The organism is Prosthecobacter sp., from assembly GCF_044236155.1.
Lineage (GTDB): Bacteria > Verrucomicrobiota > Verrucomicrobiia > Verrucomicrobiales > Verrucomicrobiaceae > Prosthecobacter.
Genome location: NZ_JBIIHA010000004.1, coordinates 82,178 through 104,851, shown reverse-complemented (window position 1 = coordinate 104,851; position 22,674 = coordinate 82,178). Strand labels below are relative to the sequence as shown.

Annotated in this window: 19 protein-coding genes; 10 read left to right on the top strand and 9 right to left on the bottom strand. The window is 60.8% G+C overall.

All coding sequences use genetic code 11. The annotated features are described in order from the left end of the window. Positions 1-56 precede the first annotated feature (56 nt). Positions 57-1,994 carry a molecular chaperone DnaK gene (dnaK, locus tag ACILSE_RS05310; protein ID WP_395716323.1) on the bottom strand — a complete coding sequence of 646 codons (1,938 nt, stop codon included), beginning with the start codon at positions 1,992-1,994 and terminating at the stop codon, positions 57-59. A gap of 453 nt (positions 1,995-2,447) precedes the next feature. On the opposite strand from dnaK, the gene nuoB reads away from it, so the two are divergent. The 6 genes from nuoB to pyrE all read left to right on the top strand — a co-directional run bounded on the left by nuoB (position 2,448) and on the right by pyrE (position 8,062). Then, positions 2,448-2,984, top strand: a complete 537-nt coding sequence (gene nuoB / locus ACILSE_RS05305; protein ID WP_395716322.1) for an NADH-quinone oxidoreductase subunit NuoB — start codon at positions 2,448-2,450, stop codon at positions 2,982-2,984. 10 nt (positions 2,985-2,994) lie between these two features. Continuing rightward, positions 2,995-3,567 (top strand): NADH-quinone oxidoreductase subunit C, encoded by a 573-nt coding sequence (locus ACILSE_RS05300; protein ID WP_395716321.1) that lies wholly within the window; start codon positions 2,995-2,997, stop codon positions 3,565-3,567. A gap of 129 nt (positions 3,568-3,696) precedes the next feature. Continuing rightward, entirely contained in the window at positions 3,697-4,959 is a 1,263-nt protein-coding gene (locus tag ACILSE_RS05295; protein ID WP_395716320.1) for a PQQ-binding-like beta-propeller repeat protein, read from the top strand. Positions 4,960-5,084: 125 nt separating this feature from the next. Next, on the top strand, positions 5,085-6,797 hold the full coding sequence (locus tag ACILSE_RS05290) for an LptF/LptG family permease (protein ID WP_395716319.1): 1,713 nt from the start codon (positions 5,085-5,087) through the stop codon (positions 6,795-6,797). A gap of 39 nt (positions 6,798-6,836) precedes the next feature. Further along, the gene (locus tag ACILSE_RS05285; RefSeq protein ID WP_395716318.1) at positions 6,837-7,451 is read left to right on the top strand and encodes a hypothetical protein; all 615 of its coding nucleotides are present in this window, start codon (positions 6,837-6,839) and stop codon (positions 7,449-7,451) included. Between the two features lie 41 nt (positions 7,452-7,492). Further along, the gene (gene pyrE, locus ACILSE_RS05280) at positions 7,493-8,062 is read left to right on the top strand and encodes an orotate phosphoribosyltransferase (protein ID WP_395716317.1); all 570 of its coding nucleotides are present in this window, start codon (positions 7,493-7,495) and stop codon (positions 8,060-8,062) included. Between the two features lie 184 nt (positions 8,063-8,246). Here the strand turns inward: pyrE and ACILSE_RS05275 are convergent, their stop codons facing one another. From ACILSE_RS05275 to ACILSE_RS05260, 4 genes are all read right to left on the bottom strand, one after another. Continuing rightward, positions 8,247-9,533, bottom strand: coding sequence for an alpha/beta hydrolase family protein (locus ACILSE_RS05275; protein WP_395716316.1), 1,287 nt, complete (start codon positions 9,531-9,533; stop codon positions 8,247-8,249). 74 nt (positions 9,534-9,607) lie between these two features. Beyond that, positions 9,608-11,023 carry a sulfatase gene (locus tag ACILSE_RS05270; protein WP_395716315.1) on the bottom strand — a complete coding sequence of 472 codons (1,416 nt, stop codon included), beginning with the start codon at positions 11,021-11,023 and terminating at the stop codon, positions 9,608-9,610. A gap of 6 nt (positions 11,024-11,029) precedes the next feature. Next, positions 11,030-12,430 (bottom strand): sulfatase, encoded by a 1,401-nt coding sequence (locus ACILSE_RS05265; RefSeq protein WP_395716314.1) that lies wholly within the window; start codon positions 12,428-12,430, stop codon positions 11,030-11,032. 2 nt (positions 12,431-12,432) lie between these two features. Next, positions 12,433-14,049: an arylsulfatase gene (locus tag ACILSE_RS05260; protein WP_395716313.1), complete on the bottom strand. Its 1,617-nt coding sequence runs from the start codon at positions 14,047-14,049 to the stop codon at positions 12,433-12,435. 73 nt (positions 14,050-14,122) lie between these two features. Between ACILSE_RS05260 and ACILSE_RS05255 the strand changes: the two genes are divergently transcribed. Next, positions 14,123-14,899: a DUF1080 domain-containing protein gene (locus ACILSE_RS05255; RefSeq protein ID WP_395716312.1), complete on the top strand. Its 777-nt coding sequence runs from the start codon at positions 14,123-14,125 to the stop codon at positions 14,897-14,899. A 25-nt stretch (positions 14,900-14,924) separates the two neighbouring features. On the opposite strand, the gene ACILSE_RS05250 is transcribed toward ACILSE_RS05255, so the two are convergent. The 3 genes from ACILSE_RS05250 to ACILSE_RS05240 form a co-directional block, all read right to left on the bottom strand. After that, positions 14,925-16,007 (bottom strand): suppressor of fused domain protein, encoded by a 1,083-nt coding sequence (locus ACILSE_RS05250; RefSeq protein ID WP_395716311.1) that lies wholly within the window; start codon positions 16,005-16,007, stop codon positions 14,925-14,927. 45 nt (positions 16,008-16,052) lie between these two features. Continuing rightward, a complete protein-coding gene (locus tag ACILSE_RS05245; RefSeq protein ID WP_395716310.1) occupies positions 16,053-17,699 on the bottom strand; it encodes an arylsulfatase in 1,647 nt (548 codons plus the stop codon). A gap of 154 nt (positions 17,700-17,853) precedes the next feature. Beyond that, a complete protein-coding gene (locus ACILSE_RS05240) occupies positions 17,854-18,450 on the bottom strand; it encodes a hypothetical protein (RefSeq protein WP_395716309.1) in 597 nt (198 codons plus the stop codon). Positions 18,451-18,597: 147 nt separating this feature from the next. On the opposite strand from ACILSE_RS05240, the gene ACILSE_RS05235 reads away from it, so the two are divergent. The 3 genes from ACILSE_RS05235 (at position 18,598) to ACILSE_RS05225 (ending at position 21,271) form a co-directional block, all read left to right on the top strand. Beyond that, positions 18,598-18,900 carry a hypothetical protein gene (locus tag ACILSE_RS05235; RefSeq protein WP_395716308.1) on the top strand — a complete coding sequence of 101 codons (303 nt, stop codon included), beginning with the start codon at positions 18,598-18,600 and terminating at the stop codon, positions 18,898-18,900. After that, complete coding sequence (locus tag ACILSE_RS05230) at positions 18,897-20,087, top strand: NnrS family protein (RefSeq protein WP_395716307.1); 1,191 nt, start codon at positions 18,897-18,899, stop codon at positions 20,085-20,087. The genes ACILSE_RS05235 and ACILSE_RS05230 overlap by 4 nt, the downstream gene beginning before the upstream one ends. 68 nt (positions 20,088-20,155) lie before the next feature. After that, positions 20,156-21,271 (top strand): TIGR04053 family radical SAM/SPASM domain-containing protein, encoded by a 1,116-nt coding sequence (locus ACILSE_RS05225; protein ID WP_395716306.1) that lies wholly within the window; start codon positions 20,156-20,158, stop codon positions 21,269-21,271. Here the strand turns inward: ACILSE_RS05225 and ACILSE_RS05220 are convergent. Continuing rightward, a complete protein-coding gene (locus ACILSE_RS05220) occupies positions 21,243-22,646 on the bottom strand; it encodes a sulfatase (protein WP_395716305.1) in 1,404 nt (467 codons plus the stop codon). The two genes, ACILSE_RS05225 and ACILSE_RS05220, sit on opposite strands and share 29 nt — an antisense overlap. Between the last annotated feature and the right edge of the window lie 28 nt (positions 22,647-22,674).

Below are 22,674 nucleotides of genomic sequence, written 5' to 3'. Positions count from 1 at the left end.
TGGAGTGAACAGGGGAGCGCCGACGGCGTTATCGGCGCTCCTTGGGATAGGTTGGATTACTTGTCCTTGTCCACGACTTCGAAGTCGGCATCGACGACCTTGCCTTTGTCTTGGGACTTCGGCTCGGCGGCGGCGACATCGGGGCCTGCGCCACCCATGTCGGGCATGCCACCGGGAGCACCGGCGCCTGCGGCGGCAGCGGCTTGGTAGGCGGCGGCGAAGAGTTTTTCGATCTCCTCGGTCTTGGCCTTCATCGCGTCGGTGTCGTTGGCTTCGATGGAGCTCTTCAGGGAGGCGAGTTTTTCGGTGATGGGGGCGAGTTGCTCGGCGGGGACCTTGCCCTCCCACTCCTTCATCGTCTTCTCGATCTCGTAGCTGAGGCTGTCGGCCTTGTTCTTCACTTCGACGCCTTCCTTGCGCTTGCGGTCTTCCTCGGCGTGCTCCTCGGCATCGCGCTTGGCCTTCTCGATCTCCTCATTGCTGAGGCCGGAGCTGCCCTGGATGGAGATTTTCTGCTCTTTGCCGGTGGTCTTTTCCTTCGCGGAGACGTGGAGGATGCCATTCGCGTCGATGTCAAAGGTGACCTCGATCTGCGGCACGCCGCGCGGCATCGGCGGGATGCCGTCGAGCTTGAAGGTGCCGAGCGTTTTGTTGTCGCGGGACATCGGGCGCTCGCCCTGAAGGACGACGATTTCGACGCCAGGCTGCTGGTCGGCGTAGGTGGAGAAGATTTGGCTGTGCTTCTTCGGGATCGTCGTGTTGCGGGCGATCATCGGCGTGGCGACGCCGCCGGCGGTCTCGATGGCGAGCGTGAGCGGGGTCACATCGAGCAGGAGCACGTCCTTCACATCGCCCTTCAAAACGCCGCCCTGAATGGCTGCGCCGATGGCGACGACTTCGTCCGGATTCACGCCCTGATGCGGATCTTTGCCAGCGAGCTTCTTTGCGGTCTCGACGACCTTTGGCATGCGGGTCATGCCACCGACGAGCACGAGTTCGTCGATCTTGGAGGCATCAAGCTTGGCCGCAGCAAGGCAATCACGCACGGGCTTCATGGTGCGCTCAAACAGGCTGTCGCAGAGCTGCTCCATCTTGGCGCGGGTGAGCGTCTTCATGATGTGCTTCGGCCCGGTGGCGTCGGCGGTGATGAAGGGCAGGTTCAAATCGTAGCTCTGGCTGGAGCTGAGGGCGATCTTCGCCTTCTCAGCCTCTTCCTTGATGCGCTGGAGCGCGTCCGGCTGGCCGCTGAGGTCGATGCCGCTGTCACTTTTGAACTCGTTCACGATCCAAGTGATGAGCGTGTTGTCCCAGTCGTCGCCGCCGAGGTGAGTGTCGCCATCGGTAGCGAGCACTTCGAAGACGCCGTCGCCAATTTCGAGCACGCTGATGTCGAAGGTGCCGCCGCCAAGGTCATACACGGCGATCTTTTCGTCGCTCTTCGACTCAAGGCCGTAGGCCAACGAAGCCGCGGTGGGCTCATTGATGATGCGGCGCACATTCAGTCCCGCGATCTCGCCGGCGGCCTTGGTGGCATTGCGCTGGCTGTCGTTGAAGTAAGCCGGCACGGTGATGACGGCCTCGGTGATCGTTTCACCCAGCTTCGCCTCGGCATCGGCCTTCAGCTTCGAAAGGATCATCGCGCTGACTTCCTGCGGCGAGTAGGTTTTGGTCTCGCCGCCGACTTCAACCTGCACATGCGCGTCGCCATTGCTGGCGGGGACGATCTTGTAAGGCATGCGCTTGTCCGCCTCGGTAAGTTCCGCGAACTTGCGGCCCATGAGGCGCTTCACGGAGAAGACGGTGTTGCGCGGGTTCGTGACGGCCTGGCGCTTCGCGGCCTGACCCACGACGCGTTCGCCGCTCTTCGTGAAAGCGACGACGGAAGGCGTGGTGCGGGCGCCTTCGCTGTTTTCGAGGACCACGGCCTTGCCGCCTTCGAGGACGGCCATGCAGGAATTCGTGGTGCCGAGGTCAATGCCGAGGATTTTGCTCATGATATATCGGTTGGGGGAAAAGGTGGAACTGGAGGTTTTGGTGCCTTTTCCTTGGCTAGAGCCGTGCCAAGTGGCCTTCACGGCGCTGGAAGCCTTGATTTGCAAGGCATGCAGCATTTTGACTCAAAGTGCCACCCACTTGGAAACACCGCCTAAGTGCCAGAAAATGGCACAATTGGGCTGTCACTTGGCACTTTGGCGATCTCGGTGTACACGGGGCCTTGTGTCCTTTTCTCCGCTTGGCGGAAACGCCAGCGCTCAGATCACGCCAGCGCACTTCTTAATGACCGAATCAGCAGACGAAGCAGCCGGCGTTCTCTAGAGCAGATGTCGAAGATGACTCTCGAGGCCTTTGAGCTTCTCCAATCCCCCCTTTGTGAAAAGATTCACAATCTGTTTGCCGCTCCTTCCCACGGCGCGTAATTCTCGACGCCCCAATATACTCTGACACCTATGGTCGCCCCCGCAGACGCCACGCTCGCAGCCTACGACTCGAAGGTCGAGGGCAATGTCATTTTCACGAAGCTCGACGCCGCCATCAACTGGATGCGCAAGAACTCCATGTGGCCGATGCCGATGGGCCTCGCGTGCTGCGCCATCGAAATGATGGCCGCTGCGTGCAGCCGCTACGATTTGAGCCGCTTCGGCATGGAGGTCATGCGTTTTTCCCCCCGTCAGGCCGACGTGATGATCGTGGCCGGCACCGTGACCTACAAAATGGCTCTCGCCGTGAAGCGCATCTGGGATCAGATGCCGGAGCCAAAGTGGTGCATCGCCATGGGTGCCTGCGCCAGCAGTGGCGGCATGTATCGCAGCTACGCCGTGCTTCAGGGCGTGGATCAAATCATCCCGGTGGACGTTTACATCTCCGGCTGCCCTCCCCGCCCTGAGGCGCTCCTCGAAGGCCTCATGCGCCTCCAGCACAAGATCGAGACCGAGCATTCCTTTGTGGAGCAGAAGAAGGAGTTGATCGCCGAACTCACCGCCTGATTTTCCTGCCATGAACGCCGCCCAGATGGTTGAAGCCCTCAAACAGAAATTCGGCTCGGCCGTGCTCGAAACGAAGGAGTTCCGCGGCGAGCACACGCTTGTCGTCACGCTCGAAGGCGCCAAGCCGCTGCTGAAATACTGCCGCGACGAGCTGGCCTTCGATTACCTCGTTGATGTCTCCAGCCTCGATTACATGGGCAAAGAGCCACGTTTTGAGATGGTGTATGAGCTTTACGGCTACGGACACCACCAGCACCTCCGCGTGCGGGCCGCTGTGGCCGAGGATGTCGAAGTTCCCACCGTCAGCGACATCTGGCCGACCGCCAATTGGCACGAGCGCGAGGTTTACGACATGATGGGCATCAAATTCAGCGGTCACCCCGACCTGCGCCGCATCCTGATGTGGGAAGGCTATCCCTTCTTCCCCCTGCGGAAGGATTTCCCGCTCGAAGGCAAGCCCAGCGACATGCCCGATGTCGGCTTCACCAAAACCGCCCCGATGGCCGATGGTCCCTTCGTCACCAGCGCTGGCTGCGGCGATACCGTAACGCGTGAACCGCGCTCGCGTCGTCCGGTCGAATAAACGTCAAAACGCAGCATTTGGAAGACCGCGGAGGATTTGGCTAAAAATGACCTTCCCTGCGGTCTTCTTGTATCTGCGCTGCAAAACCACTGTTTTCACCCCCGTTCACCCGCACATCATTTTCTTATCATGACACGCACCCACCTCACCACCGCACTCGGTCTGGCGCTCGCCACGGCCGCTTTCTCCGCTGACACCACCGACTGGGCCAAATTCCGCGGCCCTTCTGGCAACGGCATCGTCCCCGCCCTCACAGGCGCGAAATGGAGCCTCAAGGAAGTCTGGAAATCGCCCACCAACCTCGGCTTCAGCAGCTTCGCCGTCGCAGGTGGCAAGGCTTACACGCTGGTCACAGGCGAAACAGATGGCAACACGGGAGAATTGCTCGTCTGCCTTGATGAGAAGACCGGCAAACAGCTTTGGAGCAAGCCCCTCTCTGTGATCGCCAAATACGACGGCGGCGGCGACGCCGGCACGCCTGACAACAAAGGCGGCGACGGCTCCCGCAGCACTCCGGTGATCGATGGCGGCAAAGTGTATGTCATTGACTCGATGCTCGGCGTGTTCTGCTTCGACGCGGCCACCGGCAAGGAGGTTTGGAAGCACGACGTGATGAAGGACAACGCCGGCGTGCAGATCAAATGGCACAACGCCGCGTCTCCTCTCATCGACGGAGACATCCTCATGCTCGCAGGCGGAGGCGCGGGCGAGGCGCTGCTCGGCCTCGACAAAAACACCGGCAATGTCGTGTGGAAGGGCGAGGACGACAAAATGACCCACGCAACGCCGGTCCTCGCGGACATCCTCGGTGTGCATCAGGCCATCTTCTTCACGCAGAAAGGCCTCGTCGGCGTGAAACCGCAGAGCGGCGAAGTGCTCTGGCGCGCCGACTTCCCCTACAAAGTCAGCACCGCCGCTTCTCCGGTCGTGTTTGGCGACATCGTTTATTGCTCCGCAGGCTACGGCGTGGGCGCCGGTGCGTTCAAGCTTGCCAAAAACGGCGGCAAGCTTGAAGCCACGCAGATCTGGCGTCGTGAAAATCAGTGCTTCAACCACTGGAGCACACCGGTCGTCAAAGACGGTTACCTTTACGGCATGTTCAGCTTCAAGGAATACGGCGCCGGTCCGCTGGCCTGCGTGGACATCCGCACCGGCGAGGACAAGTGGGCGGAAAAGGGCTTCGGTCCCGGCCAGGTCATTCTTGCCGGCGACAAAATCATCGCCACCAGCGACAAAGGCGAGATCGTCGTCGTCGAGGCCAATCCCGAGAAGTATAAGGAAGTCGCCCGCAAGGACGTGCTCGAAGGCAAGGTTTGGAGCTATCCGATCCTCGCCAACGGCAAAATCTTCGCCCGCAGCACCGTCGAGGGCGTCTGCCTCGACGTGAACTGATCGGACAATCAACCAGTGTTCTCGTAGGAAGCCCGGAGCATGCAGCTCCGGGCTTCTTTTTGCCGTGAGGGCCGCGCAGCCTTGACGCCTCTGATGCTCTGGCCGACTCTCGCCGCTCCCCCGGCATGAAGCAGCGGCTGCAACAATTGATCCAAGCCTGGCAAAAGGCGCGAGACCTCCCCTATGTGGGGCGCAGCTTGTTTGGCCTCGCCATTGTGTTTCTGGTGGTGGCGATTGCGATGGGCTGGCACCGCACTCACCCTGATGATGTGGCTGGCGAGGCCATCCTGCAGGCGCGCCAGGCCCAGATCACGCTGCCAAAGGCCGTGCTCGTGCTCTCCAGCATACTGCCCTACCTGAACCTATGGGTTTCCATCGGTGTGCCGCTGCTGCTCATCGTCATCTGGCGGCGCTGGGGGAATTTGACGCGCCTCATGGCGCCGGTCAGCATCGCTTCGGGCTCCATCGCCTTGTGGGCCATCGCGAGCGAACTGGTGGACTACATCGCGCACGCCAACATGACGGAGATGGGTGAGCCTCCCGCGCCGGTGGCGTTTGCATTCAAGCTGGTGTTCATCGCGCTGGCGGTCGGCTCCATGCCCTTCGCGCTGCAATACTACCGCAAGACATCCATCCTGGAACGCTACACGCTGCGCACCTTCCTTCATCCGCTGCTGTTTTGCTTCGTCTCCTTCTGTTCGCTCTGGATCATCATGGATCTGCTCGACAACCTGAAGGACTTCCAGCAGGCAAAGTCCAGCTTCGGGGATGTGCTGGGCTTTTATCTTGGCCTGCTGCCCTACATTTACGTCACGGTGATGCCTGTGGCGCTGCTGCTCGCGGTATTGTATGCGCTGACCCGCATGTCACGTGCCAACGAGCTGATATCCATGCTCGGAGTTGGCCAAAGCCTGGCGCAGGTGCTACGACCAGTTTTCCTCTGTACCGCCTACTCTTCGGTCTTGAGCCTCGCGGCGAATTACTACTGGGCTCCGCGTGCGGAAGGCAACCGCAAGGCCGTGGTTCGCGCCTTGGTGGAAAAAGGCGCGGATTCCATCATGGCCTCCGCCATCATGTTCCGCAACGAGCAGACGCGTCGCACCTGGTTCGCGGCCTCCTTCCCCTTCTCCCTGCGCAGCGGACGCGAGCGCATGCGCGGTGTGCAGGTGCGCGAGGAAAACGCCGACGGCACGCCCGCACGCACCATCATCGCCCCGGCCGCGGCGTGGACTCCAGCGGGCGGCTGGCGCTTCTTTGACGGACGCGAGATGATCTACCGAAACGGCAGCGTGAGCGAGATCCGCCCCTTCCCCGCCCGCAAAGACGGCCAGCATGTGCTTGAGGAGCCCGGCATCAATGAAACCCCGTGGAGCATCGTCAGCTATGCCTTGCGCGCTGACTTCATGAGCGTGCCGGAGATCATCTCCTACCTCCAGGCCTATCCCAAGGCGGCGGATGACAAGCTCGCCCCCTTCCGCACGCACTTCTGGCATCGCTTTGCCCTGCCATGGCAGGCGTTCGCGCTCGTGCTCGTGGCGGCGCCATTAGGCGTGGCCTACTCGCGCCGCGGCTCGGTCGGCGGCATCGCCGCCAGTGTCTTCATCTTTTTCATCTTCATGTTCGTGAACAATCTCTTCCTCAACCTCGGCAAAGGCGGCCACCTCCCCTCCTGGCTGACCGTCTGGATGCCCCACCTGCTCTTTGGTGCGCTGGGCTGGGTGCTCTTCCAGTATCGTTCGCAGAACCGTGATCTCCCCTCGTTCAAGTCTCTGCTCAAACAGGCGCGCCCCAGGGTCATGCGCCCGCGCAACCGAGCCGCCGGCACTCCCGCCACTTGAGGCTTGAAACCTGAATCCGCAGACTCATAGAAAGATTTCATGCAGCAAAACTGGTCCATCCGCAGCCGCGCCCATGAATGCGCCCTCACCGGCCGTCCCTTCGAGGACGGTGAGAGCTTCCACACCGCCATCTATTTTGATCCGCAGGAAAACGGCTACATCCGCCGCGATGTGTGCAACGAGGCATGGAAGCAGGAAATCGAGGAGCGCAAGCCCGTCGCCTCCTGGAAGACGATTTACCAAAAGGTGATCGTCGAGGCAAAACCTGAGATCGCGCCCAAGGAAAGCGCGCAGGATCTCCTGCAGCGCTTCATCGAGGAAGGCGATCCCATGACCGAAAACGCCCGCTACATCCTCGCGCTCATGCTCGAGCGTAAGCGTCAGATCGTGCAGACCGCCGAAAAGGAGGTCGATGGCGCGAAGATGCTCTTCTACGAAAACAAAAAGACCGGCGAAATCTTCATCGTGCGCGATCCCGAGCTCAAACTCGACGAAGTCGCGCAGATCCAGGAGGAAGTCGCCACCATCCTCGCCTTCGGCGGCCCAGCCGTGGAAGCCGCGAAAGCCGTCGGCGTCACCTTGACCGTCGAGGGCGTCGTACCGGCGGAAGAACCCAAACCGGAAGGCGAAACCGCCACGGAAGCCGCCGCCTGACACTCATCCATCAATCCACCACTCCAATCATCCGCCGCACCATGTCCCTCCAGCAAGACCGCGAAGAACTCCGCCAGATTTTGAAGTCCAAGTCCGTCAAGACCGGCAAATTCACCCTCGCCTCCGGCAAGGAGAGCGATCTCTATGTCGATTGCCGCGTCACCACGCTCGATTCACGCGGTGCGGTGCTCGTCGGTCGCGTGCTGCATGACCTCTTGCGCAAAGAAGAGGCCAAACGCGGCCTCAGCATCGGCTCGCTCGGCGGTTTGACCATGGGCGCGGACCCGATCACGCTCGCCGTGGCGATGAGTTCCAGCATGGCGGGCGATGCAAAGCCCGTGCAAGCCTTCGTCGTGCGCAAGGAGCCCAAAGGCCATGGACGCGGCAAACGCATCGAGGGCAACTTCATCACCGACCAGCCCGTCGTCGTCGTCGATGACGTCATCACCACTGGCGGCTCCACGTTGAAAGCCATCGAGGCCATCGAGCAGGAAGGCGGCAAGGTCGCCTTCGCCCTCATCCTCGTCGATCGCGACGAAGGTGGCCGCGAAGCCATTGAAAGCGCCGGCTACCCCGTCGTCGCCGCGTTCACGCGGGCAGATTTGGTGTGAATTCGACTGGCAGTCGCGTCGGGGCAAAAAAGCCTCGGTTACCCACCGAGGCTGCTTCATCGGCACGGCCTTGATGTCATCCGTCGTGGTGAAGAGCGGCTTGAATTCTGCCCAAGCGGTGAGCACAGAACAAACTACGAAAAGAAAGAAGCATGCGCGTATCATGGGCGCGCTGAAACGCGGATCACGGGCTGAATTGCACCGGTGTGCTCACCATCGCGCCGCGTTCATCCGTGACGTTAATGAACCAGGTATTCGCGTCAGCGGGCGGTTTCGGGGCGGTGATGTGGTAAGTGATGGACATGTTCGGCCCGCTCCCATTCCATCCGGTTTCAACAAATCTGGCCTCGATCGTCTGCCAGGCTCTCTTGGAGCGCAGGCCGATGTCACTCGTATAGATCAATTCGGCTTTTTTCAGCTTCCCATTCATCAATGAGGATACCACCTCGATCGCATCGCCATTGATCTTCGGTGCGCCGATCTCTGGCAGAGATCTTTGGATCATCACACGGTCTTTGGAACCGACGACGGGCTCCAGACGACCGCATTTCTCGTCAATGAACATGCCGATCTCCTGCGGTGCCCATCCGGGTGGATGGCCATGCGGCATCTTCACCTGGATGCGGAGGTGCTTTTCGCCGGGCACGACGTTGTAGCTCTTCATGTAGCTGTCGAGCACGTAATGGACGTCGTTCGTGCCGTTCACGAAGAAGATCGGAACACGGCAACGCGGCAGCAGGCTGCCGGGGTCGTATTCCTTCACCCACAAAGCGCGATGCTCAGGGTCGAGCTTGTCGATGCTGGGCTTCTGCACGGATTCGCCTTCGTGGAGGAAGCCGCAACCGTAAACCGGAACGGCGGCTTTGAAGCGATCATCGAGCGACGCAACGAGGCAGGTCGTGTAGCCACCCCAACTGATGCCCGTGACCGCGGTGTGCTCCGCATCGACTTCAGGAAAGCTGCGCAGCAGCGTGTGCGCGCGCATCACGCTTGCCGCGGCGTGGAACGGCCAGTCGTCACTGGTGTCAGGCGTGTTGATGCAGTCGAACTTTTCAGGATGACCATGCGGCGGACCTCCATTCGGCAGTCGCTTCCGCTCGCCACGATGACCGTTGCCGATGGCCATGCCGGTTTTCGGGTCGAATTCAGGATCGGGCGGACGCGAGCCGTTCAAATCCATCGCGATCGCCGCGTAGCCGCGTTTCGTCCACAAATGCACCCAGTCGGCGAAGGCGGTGCCACCTCCACCATGGATAAGCACCACGCCGGGGAACTTCTTGCCCGGTTTGGCATCGCCGACGGTGATTGGCGAGGCATAAAACGCGAACACTTCCGTGTCATGGCCTTGGTATTTCTCACCGGCATACGTCAGCGAGTGAATCGGCTGATCCTGCGTCACCCACTTCATCGCCGGCACGTTGTTTTTGAGAACCGCGAGATCCCACGGGCCGACTTTTTCGGCGAAGAGCATAGAGGGAAAGATGGCGAGCGATAAAATAGCAATGCGCATGACGAGGCAACAAACGCAATGCACCGCGTGCTTTGTCATTTCTTCTTTTTCTTTGGCTGCGCGGCACCGAGGGCCGGCCCGTTGTCCGGCGGCATGGACTGGTGCCAGGCGAGAAGCGCCTGCGTCATCCGGGTGACGAGTTCGGACTGCTGCGCGGCGAGATTGGTGCTTTCGCCACGATCCTTGTCCAAGTCGTAGAGCTGCGGTTTTGTGCCATCGTATTCGCAGAGCAGCTTCCAACGGCCATCTCGCATGGCGAGGTCGGGAAGCCGTTCCGGCAACGCTGGGGAGGCCGTTTTACGATCCGGCGGACGACGCCAGAAGATCGGCGCACGACGCGAGACCTCTTTTTGGCCAAGGAGAGCGGGCGCGATGTCTTCGCCGTCAAAGGCAATGTCTTTGGCTTCGATCTTCGCGATGGAGAGCAGCGATGGTGCGAGATCGAAGGCGGCGAAGATGGATTTCGTGTTCACGGAGCCTGCTTTGGCCTTGTCGATCAAGCCCGGTCCCCAAACGATGAGCGGCGAGCGGGTGCCGCCTTCGTAAAGCGTCGTCTTGCTGCCGCGAAACGGCCCTGCGCTGCCTGCGCCAGGTTCGGGGCCATTGTCGGAGCAGATGAGCAGAAGCGTGTTGTCGCGGAGTTCAGGGTTTGAGCGCAAGTAATCAAAGAGATGGCCGAACTGGCGGTCCATCTCTTCGAGGACGGAGAGATAGAGACCGCGTTTGCCTTGGGCCCATTTATCCGTCGGCGGCCACCATGGACCATGCACGTCATCGGGCCATAAATTGACGAAAAACGGTTTCTTTCCCGCCACCGCTTTGTCGATGAACGGAATCGCCGCGTCTATAAAGCCGCTGGTGATCTTTGAGCGCTGCATCCACGTCACCGGCTTGCCGAGACGCTCTGCATCGGCCCAGATTTTGCCAGGCTCGCTGTCGCCAGGCTTCATCGTCAGCGGCAGCAGCTTGGGCCCCATGCCTTCGAAGTTGGTGAGGGATTCGTCAAAACCATACGCGGTGATCGGTGGTGCGTCATCGACATCGCGCTGGCCGCCGAGATGCCATTTGCCGAAGTGGCCGGTGGCATAGCCGTTTTGTTGAAGCATGCGTGCCAATGTCGGCGCTTTCGGGTCGAGCCACTGCGCACAACCGCGACGCTCGTTGTCGGCGCGGTTGTTGAGATAGGAATGGATCCGCCAGCGTTGCGGATACTGCCCCGTCGTCAGCGCGCAGCGCGAGGGCGAGCAGATGGGCGAGTTCACATGAAACTGCTCGAAGCGGATCCCCTCCGCCGCGATGCGGTCGATATTTGGAGTCTTCGCGTCCTTGTTCCCGAAGCACGAAAAATCACCCCAGCCCATGTCGTCGATGAAGACCATGACGAAGTTCGGCCGCGCGACGCTGGAGAGCGAGGAGCCAAGGAGGAACAGGAGGCAGGCCAAGAATCGCATGGGAGATCAGTTGCCGGATTTTTTACCCTTCTTCAAGGGCGGGCTGTCCTTGTCTGTGGTGGGCCGAGAGGATGCGGGATCGCTGAGCAGGCGGGGCGTGTTGAAAACAGTGCGCCGGTCGTTTTGCGCGCACATCCAGGCCTCGAGCTGCCCGCGCATCTGCTTCACACGTCCGGCTTGAGCCGGGTCGGCTGCGAGATTGCGCTGCTCGGTGGGATCGGCATGCAAATCGTAAAGCTCGACCTCGGGACGTTCGTGATACCGCCTCACGATGGCCGCGGCCGCCGGATCCGTTTGCGCCTTCTCGAACCACGACCGCCAGTAGGCAAGGCCGCTGGTGATCTTTGGCGATTTGTCGATGTGCGTGCTGTGCGCGAACTCGGGATGCAGATTGAGGATGAGCTTCCAGTCCGCCGTACGCAGGCTGCGGATGGGATACACGTTCATCTCGCCATCGCCGCTGTGCGTGGTGTAGATGGAGTCGCGATGCGCGGCTGATCCACCGCGCAGCACGGGCAAAAACGAGCGTCCGTCGATGCCCGCCGGCACCTCGCCGCCGGCGGCTGCGATGAGCGTGGGCCAGAGATCGATCCACTGGATCATCGCATCGGTTCTGCCTCCTGGTTTGATCACGCCCGGCCACGCGGCGAGGAAGGGCACGCGTGTGCCGGTGTCGTAGAGGTTCCATTTGCCAAAGGGCCATTGGCCGCCGTGATCGCTGGTGTAGATGAGCAGTGTGTTCGCCGGGACGAGGTGTTTCTTCGCCAGATCCATCACCTGGCCGAGCTGCGTGTCTGCCAGCGTGATGTCCGTGTAGTAGCGAGCGCGGTAGTCACGCGTCTGCGGCGTGTCCACGAAGTTCGCGGGCAGCGTGACCTTGGCCGGATCGTAGCCTTCGAGATGGTCCCACGGCACATGCGGCTCGTGCGTGCCCACGCAAAGGCAAAGCGGCCTAGACTTGTCGCGTTCGAGGAGAAATTTCTCCACAAAAGCCGCGTCGTGACGCTCATCGACCACGTCGAAACCGTGCCGCGCCCCGTCTTTCCCGTGCGCCACCTTGCCGAAGGCCGCCGTAAGATAGCCAAGCTTCCTCATCACCTCCGGCAGCGAGGCCACGTCATCCCGCTTGAAGGTGTGATTCGCCTCCGCCCCGTTTCGCGCCGGCATGAGGCCCGTGAGCATCGCTGAACGGCTCGGCGCGCAGGCCGGTGATGCGACGAACGCATGCGTGAAGGTCATCCCGGCATCCGCAAGCCGCTGCAGGTTCGGTGTGCGAACCTCTTTTGAACCATAAGGTGTCGAATCGAGCTGACCGTGGTCATCGGAGAAAAAAACGACGATGTCCGGCTTCTCCACGGCAAAGAGCGTGGGGCAAAGAGCGAGGAGGATGAGCATAAGGTGTTTCATGATCAGTTCGCAGCTTTCTTTTTGCCTTTGCCCTTCGTCGCTTTGCCTTCGCCCGGATAAGGCACCACATGGGCGCGTTCGGCCCACTTTTGCCATTCGGCGACGAGTTCCTTCACCTTGTCTGGCTGAGCGGTGGCGAGGTCGTGTTGCTCGGTGCGGTCGGCTTTGAGATCGTAGAGCTCCCACGGGCCGTTTCGGCCGGTGCGCACGAGTTTCAGGTCGCCGTGACGCACGGCGGCGTTCCCTTCGTGCTCCCAGAAGAGAGACCGGGAGATGGGTGGACTTTCAGATGGGGAGACGAGGAGCGGTTTGAGTGAAGTGCCTTCCATCGGCGTGATGGCGTGGCCGTTGTGCTCTTTGGGATAGCTGGCGCCGCCGACATCGACGCAGGTCGCCATGATGTCGATGAGGTGGGCAGGCGTGTGAGCCAGTCTCCCTGTCTCATGGTCTGATGGTCTCCCTGTCTTCATCCCCGCCGGCCAGTGCGCGATGAGCGGCGTGGCGATGCCGCCTTCGTGGTTGTAGTGCTTGTATTTGCGGAAGGGGGCGTTTTCCAGAAAGGCCCAGCTTTCGCCGCAGAACCAGTTTGACGCGGCCTGGGTCGGATCGCCGTCGATGCGGCCTTTGGGGCCGGACTCGGCGTTGCCGCCGTTGTCGCTCATGAAGAGGATCAGTGTGTTTTCGAGCACGCCGCGGTCTTTGAGGCCGTTCACGAGGTCGCCGATGGCCTGGTCCATGCGATGCACCGTGGCGGCATACACGGCCATGAGATGGTCAAAGCGGCCCTGCTCCTCCGGTGTATGATCTTTCCACACTTGGATGGTGGGCGGGCGCGGTGCTTTTTCCCACGCAGCATCGATGAGGCCCATGTCACGCTGGCGCTGAATGCGGGCATCGCGCAGCGCTCCCCAACCTTCTTTGTATTTGCCGCGAAACTTGGCGATCGCGTCGGCCGGTGCTTGCAGCGGGAAGTGTGGCGCGTTGTGGCACAGGTGCAGGTAAAACGGCTTCTTCGCTGCGAGCGCTTCGTCGATGAACTTGAGTCCAAACGTTGTCCACAGATCGGTGGAATACCAGTCCTTCGGCAGACGCGGGTCGTCGTTGGCGATCGATTCGCCGTTGAGAAAGAGCTTGGCCTTCGCCTTGTCGCCTCCGGCGAAGTAAAAGCCGCCCGCCGCGGCATTCAGCGAGCGATCAAAGCCGCGATCCTTCGGATAGACGCCCGGCTCGTGCCCGACGTGCCATTTGCCAGTCATCGCCGTGAAGTAACCGGCGGGCTGCAGCACCTGAGCGATGGTCACGCACGAGTCGTTGAGCTTGCCGCGATAGCCGGGCACGCCGTTGTCCGTCGTCATGTGGCCCACCCCGGCCTGATGCGAATACAAGCCGGTGAGCAACGATGCACGCGTGGGGCAGCAGCGGCCGGTGTTGTAGAACTGCGTGAAGCGCACGCCGCCCTTCGCCAGCGCATCGAGGTTCGGCGTCGGAATCTCCGAGCCATAGCAGCCGAGATCGGCAAAGCCCATGTCATCGACGAGGATCACGACGATGTTCGGCTTGTCCGCGGCTTGAAGAAAACCACCGAGGACACAGAAGAGCACAGAAAGAAAGCATTTCATGGAGGGCTGCTAAACGCCGAACACCCGGCCATCTTCCGGTTGGATTTGGCAAGTCACACGACAAGGTGCGTGCATGATCCGATCTGCCCTCGCCGCTCTTTTTGCATTCATCGTCTCCACTGCTTTCGCCGAGGAGACGAAGTGGATTCCGCTCTTCAATGGCAAGGATTTGACCGGGTGGACGATCAAGATCGCGAAGAGGCCGCTGGGGGAGAACTTTGCGAATACGTTTCGGGTCGAGGACGGCATCCTGAAGGTGAGCTACGATGGCTACGAGAAGTTCGACCAGCAGTATGGCCACCTTTTCACCAACCTGGCCTACTCGCACTACATCCTGCGCATGGAGTATCGCTTCACAGGCACGATGATGGCCGACGCGCCGAAGTATGTGAACCTCAACAGCGGCGTGATGCTGCACTCCCAGCCGCCGCAGAGCATGCGCTTCGACCAAGGCTTCCCGTCGAGCCTGGAGATGCAGTTCCTCGCCGATGAGGGCAAAGGGCCGCGGCCGACGGGCAATCTGTGCACGCCGGGCACGCATGTGGAGATGGAGGGGCAGCTTTTCACCAAGCACATCGCCAAATCGAACTCGCCCACCTTTCCCGCGGAGGAATGGGTGCGGGCGGAAATGGAGGTGCGCGGCCATGACGTGATCATTCACCGCATCAACGGCGTCGAGGTCCTGCGCTACGAGCATCCGGTACTCGATCCCTCCTGCACCATCGCACCCGCGAGCGACATCACCGCCGCCGGTGGCGATGTGAAGCTTGGCTACGGCCACATCGCGCTGCAAGCCGAGGGCCAGCCGGTGTGGTTTCGCAAGATCGAGCTGATGTCGCTGGAGAAGTGACTCACGAATGTGCTCCCCGTATCCATTACGCTACTTCGGGGCGCGTAAATGCGGTCACTGAGGCGACTTCGAGCTGCCAAAGCCGCTCCAATAAAGCTGCTGACCCATTCTGGGCTGCTAACTCTCTTTCTCGGGCGCTGATGGGGATCATCCACAAGACCGAAACAGGATCACCGCGAAAATCCGGCAATGCCACAGGCGCGATGGCCGGATGTCGGCTGGAGAGGAGCGCAAAAGAAAATCTTCCGCCGGAGAGTTGCTCGAATACATCTGAGGGAAGCGTATGACCGTGTCCGAGCCAAGTATTCTGGCTCCATGGAAAGCCCGACTGGCCACTTATGTAGGCGGCTACGGATTTGATGGCTTCGTCACCGATGTTGTTGTCGAGGCAGGCACCCAGCTCAATCCGGCGACAAGCAGACGGCTCTTCTACTGAAAGCTCGACGGCAGGCTGTGCCCGCATCGAGACCGCAATCGTACTCAAAACGGCCAGTGAGCCGTGGTTGAACCAAGCGAGAGCCTTTGGCGGCCACTTTCCACCATCGATGGCAAAGTAGCGACTTTGCTGACCAAACGCTTGTTGAAGGCTTTGCAGCAACGAATCACGATACGAGGTCCATAAGGATTCGTCGTCCCAAGACCGCCAGTAGTCATCTGCTATCGCATAGCGTTCATGGCTGACATTTGAGGCTGACAATTCCCACGCCAAAGGCCCCTCCCCGATGCAGTCACGCGCAAAACCATCGAATTCCTTTGAGCCGCTCCAACTCGGGATTACTGCTAGGAGTTCGGATCGCTCGTATAGCGCAGCCGCATCTCCTTCTTCGGCCCAAACGATTCTCACACTGCTCGCATCGAGTGGCGATGAACCATTGGGATGATTGCAGTAGGGCTTTGGCATCATCGGTGGCGCACCCTCTCTCATTCCATCCACATCGAGCGAATCGGGTGCTGTCTGAAGATTGCGCACCCAGCATGTCCGGATGCGTTTTACGTCGTCGATTTCTGTCATCAGGTAAAAACAAGCCACGCGTTCATCCTGCTCCACAACGGCCACGCCATTATCGTTGGGAGATGGCGATTCAAGGAGGGCAACGGGTTCTGACATGCGAGGTGTAAGGTTGGCTTTGGCTGTGATTGGCGTCCTTGTAGCTCACGGATTTTTCGCTGGCATCTTCTTCTTCGCCTCACCTTCACGGCGGTGCTCCTCGCCCCAGTCGTTGCGGACATCGCCGATCCATTCATCGACGAAGGTCGTGGCGGCCCAGTCTTCCCACTGGCGGATGAGGTGCTGGCTCATGGCGGGGAATTTCGTGATGATGTCGTGCTGCTCGGTGCGGTCCTCGTCGATGTTGTAGAGCTCCCACGGGCCTTTGAATTTCTTCACGAGCTTCCACGGCCCGGTGCGCACGGCGCAGTTGCCCTCGTGCATCCAGAAGATCGGCTTAACGCGATGCAGCGGCTGGCCGTGGATGGCAGGAAGCAGGGAAAGACCTTCGGCGGGCAAAATCTTGTGCCCTTTGAACTCCGCTGGATAGACCGCACCGGTCACGTCACAGGCCGTCGCCATGATGTCGATGAGATGGGCGGGCTGGTGCTCCAGCTTGCCATTTCGCTCCGCAGGAATGCCTGCGGGCCAATGCGCGATGAGTGGCGAGCTGATGCCGCCTTCGTGCGTGAAGTGCTTATACCGACGGAAGGGTGTGTTGTTCAGCGTGGCCCAGGTCATGCCGAGGAAAACATTGCTGTCCGGGCCGCCGAGCACCTCGCCCTGCGTGATGCCGCGCGGGCCGCCCTCGGCATTGCCGCCGTTGTCGCTCATGAAAAGGATGAGCGTGTTCTCATACAGTCCACGCTCCTTCAGCCCAGCGATCATGCGGCCGACGCTTTGATCCACGCAGTCGAGCATGGCCGCGTAGATGGCCATGAGGTGATCGTAGCGGTCCTTGTCCTCCTCGCTGAGTGAATCCCACGCGGGCACATCCGCCGGACGCGGGCTGAGCGGCCATTTCGCATCGACGATGCCGAGCTCGATCTGTTTTTTATGCCGGGCCTCGCGCAGCTTGTCCCAGCCGATCTTGTATTTCCCGCGATACTTCGCGATCACGTCCTGCGGGGCCTTCAGCGGGAAATGCGGCGCACCATGGGCGAAGTATTGGAAGAAGGGCTTCCCGCTCGCTTTGGCATCATCGAGGAATTTCAGCGCCCAGTCCGTGAACATGAAGGTGGAATACCACTCGCCTTCACCGACCTCCGGCGAATCGGCCGCGACCTTGCGTCCATCGAGGTAAACCCATTTGCAGGCGTCTTTGCTGCGTTCTTTGGGGAAATAGAGCTCGCCGAACTGCGTCGTCGCCGTGCGCTGAAAGCCGCGTTCCCATGGCGGCGTGCCGTTTTGCTGCCCGAGATGCCATTTGCCGACAATGGATGTGTGATAGCCCGCCGCGCCCAGCACCTCCGCCATCGTCACACAGCGGTCATCGAGCTTTGCGTGCGTGCCTTTCGACTCCGGCAGCTTCAACCCATCGAGATAGCCCATGCCGGCCTGGTGCGGATATAAACCGGTCATCAGCGCGGCGCGTGTCGTGCTGCACCGCGCCGTGTTGTAAAACTGCGTGAAGCGCACACCGCCCGCCGCAAGCGCATCGAGATTCGGTGTCGGGATCTCGCTGCCGTAGCAGCCGAGATCGCTGAATCCCATGTCATCCACGAGGATGACGAGGATGTTAGGACGCTGCTGTGCAGCGAATGTCGAATGGAGAATGACGAATGAGGAAAGGGCGAGCCACAGGTGCTTCATGGGTATGAAACGCGTGCACATGGTGCAGATTGCAGCGGTGATCCGCGTTCGCCTATTCAAAAGCCACGCTGTTCGTCGGCAACGAAACCGCCGCAGCGGGCGACTCCATGCACCGACTGCGGCGGTCGAATGACAATTGAGAGATGGACCGCTCTCAGTTTGCCTTATTGGGACGCCCCAAAACATCATCCTTCGTCGTCAACGCGATGGCCACGACCTGGTCGATGAGTTCCTGCTTCACTTTGAAGTCCTTCAGCGTGCTCACGAGATTCTCCGCGATGGCATTGAAGTGCTCCTCGGTGAGGCCCATGCCCTCGTGCGCCTTGCGCATGTCTTTGCCAGTCCAAGGCAGAGGGCCGCCAAAGGCAGCGCTGAGGAAATCCTTCTGTTTCCGGCGCTGCTTGTCCATGCTCACGTCGGCAAAGAAATCCTTCACCCGCTTGTCGGCGAGCACCTTGACGTAAAACGCGTCCACCACGGCATCAATGGCCACCTTGCCGCCGAGTTTCTGATACAGGCTGTCCTCACGGGCCTTCAGCCACTTCGTTTTGCAGGCTTCTTTGGCAAAAGACCACTTCAAACCCTCATATTCGGCAGTGATCGCTGGATCAACCGGCTTCCCGCTGATCGGGCAGACAGAATTCGTGGCGGATTCGGAGGCAACAGCGGCCGGATCAGCGGCGAGTGCTGCATTTACGAGCAGGGTCATCACGGCGGTGATGGTGGCGAGGGAGGTGAGGATTAGTTTCATGGTTGGGCCTCCTTATAAGTTGCACCACGGGTGCATCAATGCGCCGATCCTGCGCGGCGATGCGCGGTGCTTGTGCTGCCAATTCGGGCACACAACCCCGCAGGAAGAGCGGCATGACAGAAACCGGCAAAGTTGCACAGTTCGCGCATGTTTGAACCCAAGCTCGACTTCGAAGGCCGCGCCGAGATCGAGAAACTCGTGAACACCTTTTACGACCGCGTGCGCAGCAACGAGGTGCTCGATCACATCTTCGAAAAGGTGGCGCAGACGAACTGTAGCAGTCACCTGCTGAAGATGTATGCCGTCTGGGAAACCGTGCTCTTCCGCACCGCCGACATGGCGCACCTCATCTGCAGCAAAGTCAACGCCGTCACCGACCCGCGATTCGATCCCCCGAACCTCACGCCGGAACAACTGGAGAGATGTTCACGTTACAAGGCCGCCTCATGAGCTTCCCGGCCTGCAAACACAAGAAGCATAAGGCCCAGGGGCCGCGCGGCCATGGGCTGTGCTGGCTCGCCTCGGAGCCGTATCGCGTCTTCTTTTTCAGCGGTGCACTGTGGAGCGTGATCGGCGTGTCGTTGTGGCCGCTGTTTTATGCGCAGATGATTGGCTTCTATCCGAACTTCGTCCACGCGCGGATCATGATAGAGGCTTTCGGCGGCGCCTTCGTCGTCGGCTTCCTCGGCACCGCCGGCCCGCGCATGGCTACGGCGCCGAAACTGACTCCGCTGGAGCTGATCTGGCTCCTCGCGCTGCATCTGGCCTGTGGTGTAAGTCATCTCACCCTGCGTCTCGCCTGGGGTGACGGCTTCTTCATCGCCCTGCTCGGCTCGCTGCTGCTTTGCCTCGTGGTTCGGGTGCTGAAGTTCCGAAAAGAAGCCCCGCCGCCGCAAATGCTGCTGGCGCTCACCGGACTCGGCTGCGGCATCGCCGGCGCCGCGCTGATGCACACCGAGATGACTGCGGAAAAGTTCCGCCTCGCCGGACTGCTGCTTTACCAAGGGCTGCTGCTGCCACCCGTGCTCGGCATCGGCTCCTTTGTCTTCCCACGCATGCTCGGCGGTGATTTTGGCGATCCCAAAACAGCGGCGCAAAGCCGCACGAAGCTGCTGTGTGCCATCGCGGCGGCGATTTTGGTCGTGAGCAGCTTTTTTCTCGAAGCGCATGGCTTTGTAGCGGTCGGCTATGCTTTGCGAGCACTCGTCGCCGCGGGTTATCTGCTCATCGAAGTGCGCTGGAGGCCGCAGCAGGCCGGATCACTCACCACCGGGTTGTTTTGGGCGCTGGCGATTGGCTGGCTCGGTCTTGTGCTGGCACCGTTTCACTACCTCCAGCACGTCAGCATCGAGCACCTGCTCTACATCGGAGGATTTGGCATGCTGATGCTCATCGTCGGCTCTCGCGTTCTCTTTGGTCACAGCGGCGACCTGGACGGCTTCTTCGTGAAATCCAAGTGGGTGCGCTTTTTGATCTTCCTCGGCATACTGGCGGCCACGACACGCGCCACGCCCGCATGGGTGCCCTCGACCACCGTCTCGCACCACATCTACGCCGCATGGACTTGGGTTCTGCTTAGCCTGTTGTGGCTGCTATGGCATCGTAAGCGCTTCGTGAAGCGGGACGAGGAGGAGTAGCCAAAATCAGCACAGCCTTCGACAGTCAGCGCCGGGACATTGGAGGCGAAATGCGGTTGAGTAGCGCCATGAGCGCGTCTCTCACAAACTCCCAATGGTCGAATGTGCCTTCGATGAGCTATGATGGCTTTGAATCGAGGCCGTTTCTGGTTTTCTGGGAGATCACGCGGGCCTGCGCGCTAGCGTGCAAGCATTGCCGCGCGGAGGCGCAGTCGCACCGGCATCCGCAGGAGCTGAACCGTGAGGAATCAAGCCGTCTGATCCAGCAGCTCGCCGAATTAAATCCGCCGATGCTCATCCTCACCGGCGGGGATCCGCTGATGCGGCGCGATTGCCTGGACCTCGTGCGCGAGGCGACGGCGGCAGGATTGCATGTGGGGCTGAGTCCATCCGCAACGTCGCGCTTGATGCACACCGGCTTTCACGACATCAAGGCTGCGGGCGTGGAGCGCATCTCGCTGAGCCTGGATGGTGCGTCGAGGGAGACGCACGATGCTTTTCGCGGCGTGTCGGGCACGTTTGACCGCACCATCGCGGCGGTGCATCTCGCCCACGCGGCAGATTTAAGCGTGCAGATCAACACGACACTCACGCGCGGCAATCTGCGCGAGTACGAGGCCTTCAAAAAGCTCATGTTCGAGCTGAAACCAGCGATGTGGAGCATCTTCCTCCTCGTGCCGACAGGTCGTGCGGGCGCGGATGACCTTCCCGATCCGCTCGACATCGAGCACATCTTCCAGGACCTGGCCGACCTCGTCGGCAAGGCGCCGTTTGCGATCAAGACGACCGAGGGGCATCATTTCCGGCGCATCCTTCTGCAAAAACACGGCGCAGCCGGCGGCAAGATGCGTCCAGGCATGCGCTCACCGCTCGGCATCCGCGATGGCCGCGGCGTGATGTTCATCTCGCACACCGGCGTGGTCTCGCCGAGCGGCTTCCTGCCCTTCGACTGCGGCAACGTTAGAGACGAGCATCCGGCGTGCATCTACCGCCATCATCCGCTGTTCGTCTCGCTGCGGGACAGCAACGCGCTCGGCGGCAAGTGCGGCCGCTGCGAGTTCAGAAATGTGTGCGGCGGCTCACGCGCCCGCGCCCATGGCATCACGGGCGATCCCTTCGCGGAAGATCCGGCGTGCGTGTATCAGCCAAAAACGATCACGGCTTCTGGTAGGGAGTCCGTTTGACCTCCTCGACGACGGGCACTTGCTTGTTCATCGAATCGAAGGCGGCTTGGAGGCGTTTGACTTGGTCGGGTTGCTGTGACGCGACATCGACTTGCTCGCCGGGATCGGCCTGGAGGTCGAAGAGGAGGCCTTTGGCAGCTTCGATGCCGGTTTTGAGTCCTGGGTGTGCGTCGAGGTTGTATTGCTCGAAGGGCGCGAGAATCGTCACGCCATCCGGCGCACGCGGATCGAGCCATTTGCCATCCGCGCCGGGCTTGAGGGCCATTTCACGGGCTGGAGCGAGATGCAGCTTCCAGCGAGCATCGCGGATGGTGACGAGCTTGGGGCCTTGATGACCGAAAACGAACTCGTGGGGTGATTTGGCATCGCCAACTAGCAGCGGCATCAAATCGCGCCCGTCGAGCACGCGGTCATCAGGCATCTTCGCGCCGGTGGCGGCGAGCACGGTGGCAAAAAGATCCATCATGACGGTGAGCTCGTGGCTCACGCGGCCTGCCGGTATCTTGCCGGGCCAGCGGGCGATCATCGGCACGCGGTAGCCACCTTCCCAACTGGTGCCTTTCATCCCACGCAGACCACCACAGCTTCCGCCGAACCACGCGCCGTTGTCGCTGCTGAAGAGGACGAGCGTGTTTTCATCGACGCCGTTCTGCTTCAACGCATCGAGCACCGCACCCACGCTGTTGTCGAGATCGAGCAAGGCATCGCCGTAAAGTCCCGCGCCGCTCTTTTTATAATTCTTCTCAGACGCGGCGAGCGGCTTGTGCGGCATCGCCTCGGCGAAGTAGAGGAAGAAGGGCTTCTTGGCGTTTCGTTGGATGAAGTCGGTGGCGCGTTTTGCATAGCGGGTGGTCAGCGTGGCCTGCACGACGGGATATTCGGCCACTTCGGTGCCTTCGAGGATTTGCACGGGCCGCATGTCGTTGGAGTAAGGGATGCCATGATACTCGTCGAAACCGCGTTCGGTGGGCAACGAGCCGGGTTTATGACCGAGATGCCATTTGCCGACCATGCCAGTGGCGTAGCCTGCGCTTTTGAGCACTTGGGCGAGTGTCACTTCGTCTTTCGGCAGCGAGAGCGCATCCGCAACGGGACCACCATCCGGCGCGGGATTTTGCGTCATGCCGCAGCGGAAAGGATAGCGCCCGGTCATGAGCGAAGCACGCGTCGGCGCACAAAACGGCGCAGGCGTGTTGAACTGCGTCATCCGCACGCCTTCCGCCGCCATTTGATCAATGCGCGGCGTTTTGAACTTCGGATGCCCATAGCAGCCGAGATCACCGTAGCCGAGATCATCGGCAAGGATGACGACGACGTTCGGCTGATTCGCGGCAAAGAGCGAATGGCACAGGAGGAAGAGAAGCCACTTTTTCATGACGGTGTGCCGCGAGAACGAAGCCTCG